10 protein-coding genes are annotated in these 7,746 nt (G+C 64.9%); 6 read left to right on the forward strand and 4 right to left on the reverse strand.

Going from position 1 to position 7,746, the window contains the following annotated elements:
• The first annotated feature begins 239 nt into the window (after positions 1-239).
• The 5 genes from ACROSR_RS19630 (at position 240) to ACROSR_RS19650 (ending at position 4,535) form a co-directional block, all read left to right on the forward strand.
• The gene (locus ACROSR_RS19630; protein ID WP_432687580.1) at positions 240-473 is read left to right on the forward strand and encodes a hypothetical protein; all 234 of its coding nucleotides are present in this window, start codon (positions 240-242) and stop codon (positions 471-473) included.
• Positions 474-667: 194 nt separating this feature from the next.
• Entirely contained in the window at positions 668-1,192 is a 525-nt protein-coding gene (locus ACROSR_RS19635) for a DUF4113 domain-containing protein (protein WP_432687581.1), read from the forward strand.
• Between the two features lie 492 nt (positions 1,193-1,684).
• Entirely contained in the window at positions 1,685-2,947 is a 1,263-nt protein-coding gene (locus ACROSR_RS19640; protein WP_432687582.1) for a site-specific DNA-methyltransferase, read from the forward strand.
• Positions 2,944-4,329 carry a site-specific DNA-methyltransferase gene (locus ACROSR_RS19645; protein ID WP_432687583.1) on the forward strand — a complete coding sequence of 462 codons (1,386 nt, stop codon included), beginning with the start codon at positions 2,944-2,946 and terminating at the stop codon, positions 4,327-4,329. Before ACROSR_RS19640 ends, ACROSR_RS19645 begins: the two co-directional genes overlap by 4 nt.
• Entirely contained in the window at positions 4,326-4,535 is a 210-nt protein-coding gene (locus ACROSR_RS19650) for a DUF7220 family protein (protein ID WP_432687584.1), read from the forward strand. The genes ACROSR_RS19645 and ACROSR_RS19650 overlap by 4 nt, the downstream gene beginning before the upstream one ends.
• Positions 4,536-4,544: 9 nt before the next feature.
• On the opposite strand, the gene ACROSR_RS19655 is transcribed toward ACROSR_RS19650, so the two are convergent.
• Together ACROSR_RS19655 and ACROSR_RS19660 are read right to left on the reverse strand one after the other, a co-directional pair.
• A complete protein-coding gene (locus tag ACROSR_RS19655; protein ID WP_432687585.1) occupies positions 4,545-5,105 on the reverse strand; it encodes a DUF3489 domain-containing protein in 561 nt (186 codons plus the stop codon).
• Between the two features lie 140 nt (positions 5,106-5,245).
• Positions 5,246-5,518, reverse strand: coding sequence for a hypothetical protein (locus ACROSR_RS19660; protein ID WP_432687586.1), 273 nt, complete (start codon positions 5,516-5,518; stop codon positions 5,246-5,248).
• Positions 5,519-5,875: 357 nt separating this feature from the next.
• Here ACROSR_RS19660 and ACROSR_RS19665 point away from each other — a divergent pair, with 357 nt between their 5' ends.
• Positions 5,876-6,820: an IS630 family transposase gene (locus ACROSR_RS19665; RefSeq protein WP_432687587.1), complete on the forward strand. Its 945-nt coding sequence runs from the start codon at positions 5,876-5,878 to the stop codon at positions 6,818-6,820.
• Positions 6,821-7,052: 232 nt separating this feature from the next.
• Here ACROSR_RS19665 and ACROSR_RS19670 read toward each other — a convergent pair whose 3' ends face one another.
• Entirely contained in the window at positions 7,053-7,340 is a 288-nt protein-coding gene (locus ACROSR_RS19670; protein WP_432687588.1) for a hypothetical protein, read from the reverse strand.
• Positions 7,341-7,356: 16 nt separating this feature from the next.
• Positions 7,357-7,746, reverse strand: a 390-nt coding sequence (locus ACROSR_RS19675) for an Rrf2 family transcriptional regulator (RefSeq protein WP_432687589.1), incomplete at its 5' end; no start/stop codon positions are given.

Consider the following 7,746-nt stretch of genomic DNA (forward strand, 5'->3'; position numbering starts at 1 on the left):
CGTATCATGGCCCCACATGAATCGCATGGCCTGCCAGCGTCAACTCAAAATCCGGATTCCCGAGGACTCGCGGTATATCCATCTTTTCATCAGCAGATTTTTGATCTGTTCATTTACACCTTCGTGTTCAACGTTCACGCCCTCATTTGAGTATCCGATACGTGTCACATCCTGGCGCCACGCGTAACCCGGAATTCCGCGACGCAGCCATTGCGCAACTGGCACGATTTTTCAGACCCTTGGCGTCGACATCGCGTGACGTTTTTGTCAAAGACTGGAACGATGATGTCGCGACCGCCACGCAGGCCGACCGGGTGCCGCCCGCTGGTCACCCGACCTATAGTGCCATCCCGTCCACTGCGCGCCTGATCTTCGCTGGATCCGAGACATCACCGGTCGATGGTGGTTTTCTGGAGGGGGCGCTGGCTGCTGCGGAAGCCGCTTATGCCTGCCTTGGCAAGCATCCGGATTGACGAAACGACAATCAAGATCGCGCAAGGCGCTCCCGAACGGCAGTGATTACGGCGGTGCCTCCCAGCGCATAGATCGCGGCCTATCGGGAGTAGACGGCCGCTCACGCGCCCAAGTGTCACTTCGTTTGTTGACAGCAAATGATTGGACGGGTGATCTATGTGAGTACATAGCATGAACCCAAAAGGATTCGCGGATGCCAGTCTATCCGATAGAAGCCCCTGTACTCGCGGAGGGGCAAGTTGTCCCCATTTCGCTCGCGCGGGCCAGTGCAGGCTTTCCGTCGCCGGCCGCAGATGATCTCGAGGATAAGATCGATCCGATTGCCTGGGTCGTGCGCCACCCGTCTCGGCCACAATATGCTGGGTCGAGGACGACGCGCATCGTGCCCATGTCCTCCGACACCTTCGATCTTGTCGCTGCTGCAAAGCGGTGTGCCTCAGCTGCCTGGCCGAAGGCTGACCACCGGAACTACGCCTTCACGAAAGCAGGCGTCATGCTGAATGACCTGTTGCCGCTGGAGGATCGGCCGAGGACGCTCTTTGACACCCCGCGTGGATCCCCCGAGCTGATGACCGCGCTTGATGCCGTGAACAACCGGTTCGGCAAGAAAACCATGGTGCTGGCCAGCGAGGGTATGTCGCGGTCCTGGCAGTTGCGCGCGGATCATCGTAGCCCGCGCTACACCACGCGGATCTCGGATCTGCCGGTCGTCAGGTGACGCCTGGACGACGTCCTCCCCCCTCCCACGGTTCCTCCCGGGCCCTGATCGTATACGGGGGGGCTCAGCGCGCGATTTCGCTAGCGACTGGATTCCTCACCGGGGAATCCACCTGGAATCCACCCCGACCGGTCGACTCGGATTTCTGACTCGTTATCAGGCACTTGCTCGATCGCTTGTCTGGCCAGGCGGATTCCTCGAAGGAATCCAGGGAAGCCACCCTGGCCGGAAGCCACGCGAGGAATCCACCCCGGGATGCGCCTTGCAGGCCTGTCGCGGCGCTTTTCACGGAAAGTGTTGATTCAAAGGCAAAAAACCCTTTGACATTTCTAGCCCCCTTGACGTACCTCTTAATAATCGAAGAATTGCGCCCGGAGGACACCCCTCGCGGGCGTTTTGCTTTTTCCCGACATCGCAGATTTTGATGCTGTCGCCGACCGGTCTGGTCGCGCGTCTTCGTCTGTCCGCCTTTCACCACAGCAGAGAACACCCATGGATCTTGTCTTCGCGCCAAGCGAGATCGAGGCGTGGCCGATCGACCGGCTGCGTCCCTATGCCCGCAACGCCAAGATGCACGGCGACGACCAGGTGGCGAAGATCGCCGCCAGCATGGCGCAGTTCGGCTGGACCGTGCCCTGCATGGTCGCCGACGATGGCGAGCTGATCGCCGGGCATGGCCGGGTGCTGGCCGCCACCATGCTGGGGCTGACCGAGGTGCCGGTGATCCGGCTCAGCCACCTGGATGAGGCCGAGCGGCGAGCCTACCGCATCGCGGACAACAAGCTCACGGAACTGGGCGACTGGGACGAGGCGATGCTGCGCGACGAGATCGCGGGGCTGCTGGCCGACGATTTCGACCTGTCGCTGCTGGGGATCGGCGAGGCTGAGCTCGACGCCCTCCTGCAAGACCCCGAGGCGCAGGACGGCGACGGCGCGGTCGAGGGCGAGGATGACGTGCCCGAGGCCCCGGCCACGCCGGTCTCTGTGCCGGGGGACCTCTGGCAGCTGGGGGATCACCGGCTCATCTGCGGCGACAGCACGTCGGCCGATGTGGTCGGGACGTTGTTGGGCGATGTAAAGCCGCTGCTGATGGTCACTGATCCGCCCTATGGCGTGGCTTATGATCCCGCCTGGCGTAACCAGGCGGGCGCCGCGAAGACGAAGCGCACCGGTAAGGTGATGAACGATGACCGGGCCGACTGGCGCGAGGCATGGGCGCTGTTTCCGGGCGACGTCGCCTATGTCTGGCACGGGGCGCTGCATGCCGCCGAGGTGGCGGAGTCGCTGACCGCTTCGGGTTTTGCCATCCGGTCGCAAATCATCTGGGCCAAGGACCGGCTCGTGCTCAGCCGCGGCGATTATCACTGGCAGCACGAGCCCTGCTGGTATGCCGTCCGGACCAAGGCGAAGGGCCACTGGGCTGGCGATCGCAAGCAGACGACCCTGTGGCAGATTCCGAGCAAGGATCAGGACAGTGAGACGGTGCACGGCACGCAGAAGCCGGTGGAATGCATGCGCCGCCCGATCCTGAATAACTCGAACGCCGGCCAGGCGGTCTACGAGCCCTTCATGGGATCCGGCACGACGCTGATCGCGGCAGAGACCACCGGGCGTATCTGCCTCTGTGTGGAACTGAACCCGGTCTATGTCGATGTCGCCATCGAGCGTTGGCAGACCTTCACCGGCGCGGAGGCGGTGCTGGTCGAGACCGGCGAGAGCTTCGCCGCGCTGAAGGCCAAAAGGCTCGCGGCATGAGTGTACAGATGCGTCCAAGCCAGATCGAATTCTGGCCGCTGGAACGGCTCAAGCCCTATGCGCGTAATGCCAAGACCCATGACGCCGATCAGGTGGCGCGTATCGCCGCGAGCATGGCCGAGTTCGGCTGGACGGTGCCCTGCCTCGTGGGCGAGGACGGCGAGTTGATCGCCGGGCATGGCCGTGTCCTGGCGGCCGCGCAGCTGGGACTGGCGGAGGCACCGGTGATCGTGCTGGACCATCTGAGCGAGGCGCAGCGTCGGGCGTATCGTATCGCCGACAACAAGTTGTCCGAGATGGGTGGATGGGACGACGCGCTGCTGCTGGAGGAACTGCGCGGGCTGATGGCCGAGGAATTCGACCTGGGGCTGATCGGGATCCCCGACGACGAGCTGGAGGCACTGCTCAATGATGCGGATAGCGCTGATGATGATCGCACGCCGATCGATGACGACACCGCCGACACCATCCCCGAGCCCCCGGCAGAACCGATCACGCAGCCCGGCGATATCTGGGCGCTGGGCAATCATCGCTTGATCTGCGGCGATGCCACTGACGCGGAAGTCGTGACCAGACTCATGGAGGGCGCGCAGGCGTCGCTGATGTTCACCTCGCCACCCTATGCCCAGCAGCGCGACTATGGCGCGGCCAAGGAGACGGTGGGCGATTGGGATACGCTGATGCAGGGCGTATTCTCCGTGGCACCGGTCACCGACGCGGCCCAGCTGCTGGTCAACCTTGGTCTTGTCCATCGCGATGGTGAGTGGCTCCCCTATTGGGAGCGCTGGCTGGACTGGATGCGCAGCTCTGGCTGGCGGCGCTTCGGCTGGTATGTCTGGGATCAGGGGCCCGGCCTTCCGGGTGACTGGAACGGGCGACTCGCGCCCTCACACGAGTTCATTTTCCACTTCAACCGCGCCTCGCGCAAACCGCACAAGACGGTGCCAAGCAAACACGCGGGCGAAACGTTGGGCGGCGGTGGTCTGCGCACCACCGACGGCCAGGTCCGGGCCAAGACCGGCACCGGCAACGCGATCCAGAGCCACCGGATCCCGGACAGCGTGTTCCGCATCATGCGCCACAAGGGCGGGCTGGGCGCGGCCGGATCGCACCCGGCCGTGTTCCCGGTGGCGCTCGTCGAAGCGGTCCTGCGCACCTTCACCGATCCGGGCGATCTCATCTACGAGCCCTTCTGCGGCTCCGGCACCCAGCTGGTCGCCGCGGAACGCACCGGGCGGCGCTGTTTCGCGATCGAACTGGATCCGGCCTATTGCGACGTGGCCGTGCGGCGCTGGGAGACCGCGACGGGGCGGACAGCCAGCCGGATCTACGAACAAGTGGAGGCAGCCAAACCTGCGCGCCGCATGAGGACACGCGCATGAGGCAATCGCGTCGCGTGTCGCTTGTCGAGGCCATCACCAATGTCATTGTCGGCTATGCGCTGGCCGTGGGGATGCAGATCATGGTGTTTCCATGGTTCGGTCTGCAGGCGAGCCTCGGCGAGAACCTCGCGCTGGGCGGGGTCTTCACCGGCATATCGCTTCTGCGCGGTTACGCGCTGCGCAGGCTGTTCGAGCACTGGCGGTAACGCGCGGGATCAGGCCGGATCGATTTTGTACACTGTACCGCGGCCATCAAGCTTTTCTGCAGTGACAGGCAGGCCCAGTTTCTTCTTCAGCGCCCCGGAGATCAGGCCACGCGCGCTGTGGGCCTGCCAGCCCGTCGCTTCGACGATCTCGCCAATGGACGCCCCCTCGGGCCGCTGAAGCAGCGCAATGATCTGAGCCTGCCTGGTGCCGGCGCGGATGGCGGGAGACTTCGGGGCTTCGGACCCCTCGGACGTCGCCGCGGGGTCTGGCTTCGCCTTGCGCGAGGCGCTGGCGGCCTTGGGGACCACCGGCTCGATCCCGATGGTTTCCAGCCCCGCTTCGGTCGCGATAAGCGTGGTGCCGTGGCCATCGCCGGTCTCGCGCCAGAGGGGCTCGCTCTTGCGGATATCAGCATCGACCTCCTCGAGCCAGCCATTGGAAATCATCCGGGTGACGGACATTTTGGCGGCCGCTCCATGCAGCCCCTCGGGCAGCGGCATGGCCAGATTGCCGGGGCGCGTAGCCGCGCGGCTGAGGATGATGGTCTGTGTGTCGGTGATTTTGGACATCGGGGCCTCCGGTGTGGTCGGCCAACGCGGGATGCGCCGCCTTCTACCGGCATTCGCCCGGCTTACGCGGCCCCACTGAGGCCACGGTCCGGGCTCATCCCGCCATGGGACGGGCTGCCCTGAATGCCGGGCTGGAAAGATCACTCGGCGTGTTCGCCCTCGCCAAAGGCGCTGTCGGTGATGCGCTTGAGGAGGCTGGCATAGTGCTCGAGCGTGCCAACGTCGCCCCAGTTGATCTCGTCGGGGTTGGTCTCGAAGTGATCGTCGCTCAGCCTCTGGAGGCGGGAGAGCATCTCGTCGATCTCGGCCTTCTTTGCGATGAATGCGATGAGCGCTGCTTCCTTGTTCTTCCGCGTCTTCTCGGCGCGGAGCTGGTGGCGCGGCGTGGTGATCGAATTGAGGCGGGTGGTCATCTCGGTGGCTCCGTATGGTGAGTTGCATCGTCCTTGTGTCACCAGAATCGCTCGACGGGGCCTGAAAGTGTAGGAGAATCAGAGCCATAAAGTTGCTTTCTGATCATTCGGCATCCGGGTTGACCTCGACCCAAGCTCCGGCGAGCCAGACATAGAGATGACAAAGCTCGCGCGTGGGCATTGGCAGGACGGGCGGGTCACTGCTGTGATTCCCTTTCATCGAAGCATGGAGGTTTCGATGGCGGTTGCGATTACACGAACGGACTTATCGGCGCGTGCCCTTCGGGTTGCGGCGGCGAAGGCGAAGGATGCCAAGGCGGCACGGCGGATGCTGGCCATCGCGCTAGTGTTGGAGGGGTGGACCGCAAGACCGCCGCCGAGACCTGTGGTATGGACCGGCAGACGCTCCGGGACTGGGTCCACCGCTACAACGCCTACGGGCTGGCGGGGCTATCGAACCGTCGCTCGGCCGGGCCGAAGCCGCGGCTGAGCGCTGAGCAGAAGGCCGAGCTGGCACGGATGGCGCGCGGGGGTCCCGACCCTGCCGTGGACGGGGTGGTGCGCTGGCGGCGCGTCGACCTTCAGCGCAAGATCGAGGTGCGCCTCTCGCGTCACCATGCACGAGCGCACCGTGGGCAAGCAGTCGGCCGCGCTCGGATTTCGCCGGCTGTCGGTGCGTCCGCAGCACCCGAAATCCGATCCCGAGACCCAGGAGGCGTTCAAAAAAACTTTGCCGGGACCGTAACCGACGCCCTGCCGGAGAGCGCCCGGGGCAAGCCCCTCGAGATCTGGTTTCAAGACGAGGCGAGGGTCGGCCAGCAAGGCACGCTCACCCGCATCTGGGCTCCGTGCGGCAGCCGACCACGCGCCCCGCGCGACACCCGCTACACCTGGGCCTACATTTTCGGCGCCGTCTGCCCCGAACGCGGAGCCACCGCCGCGCTGGTCATGCCCAACGTCGACACCGCCGCGATGAATGCCCACCTCGCCGAGTTCTCCCGCACCGTCGCTGAAGGTGCGCACGCCATTCTCGTGCTCGACGGCGCCGGCTGGCACGGGTCCAAGGCGCTTCGCATCCCCGACAACATCACTCTACTGCCGCTCCCGCCATACGCCCCGGAGCTCAACCCGGTCGAGAACGTCTGGGCCTACCTCCGCGCCAACCGCCTCGCCATCTCCGTGTTCGAAACCTACGAGGACATCGTGGCACGATCCTGCGACGCTTGGAACTTCTTCGCCAACGACATCGCCACCGTGCGCTCGATTACCACCCGAGAATACGCCAAAGCGGTCAAAGGCTAAGGCCGTTGGTATCACATGCGGACTTCGCTCTTCGGCGAGTCCCGCGCAAAGTCGTCTCGAAAAGAGCCGATGAAAACAGCAAACACATCCAGGAGGACCCTGCGTCGCGGTCTCTGGACACTGACTTGCGTTGTTGTGCTTGGAGTAGCGGGGGCGCCTTCGTCTGGCAGGCGCGCACACCGCAAGACTTGCCTGCGCCGCGCATAACCGGCGAGGCGGCAACCACCAATGCCTATACCATGGCGATCACCGCCCAAATCAGCGTCATCACGATCCCGAACCGGATCGGCGCGTCGTAGTACCGCGTCAGGCGGCGGGTCGGCGGCTCGGGCTGATCGTTAAGCGCGCCGCCCGGCACGAAGACGAGCGCGACTCCGAGGGTCATCGCGAGGCCGCCATGCAGCGCCATCGGCCCGTGCCGCGCGACCCCTGCCATGGCGAGGCCAAGCAGCGTCCGCGCGACCGCCAGGCCTAAGCCGATCCGGCGTTCCGACATGGTCAGGGTTGCTGTCATCGCCATCGGGGAAAGTCCTTTTTCAGCTGGCCGGTTCAGGCGTCAGCGCGATATCAGCAAGGGTCGAGCGGTCGAGGTCCTGCAGAAAGCGCGATTCGGCGGCGCGCAGGCGTGCTTTCAGGCGACACTGGCCGTCGATCGAACAGTTGCCACCATCGGCGGCGAAACATTCGACCAGCGGATATCCATCCTCCAGCGCCCCGACGAGGGCACCCAGACGGATCTGGTCGGCCGGGCGGGCCAGCATGGCACCGCCGCCGCCACCACGGCGCGTGGCGACAAAGCCGCCATGGGCGAGCTTTTGCATGATCTTGGCCAGGTGGTTGCGCGACAGCCCGAATTCGTCGGCCAGTTCGGCGGTCGAGAAGGCGCGCTCGGGCGCGCTGGCCATCCGCATCAGCATGCGAAGCCC

This window comes from Roseovarius tibetensis, from assembly GCF_050896375.1.
Classification (GTDB): Bacteria; Pseudomonadota; Alphaproteobacteria; order Rhodobacterales; family Rhodobacteraceae; genus Roseovarius; species Roseovarius tibetensis.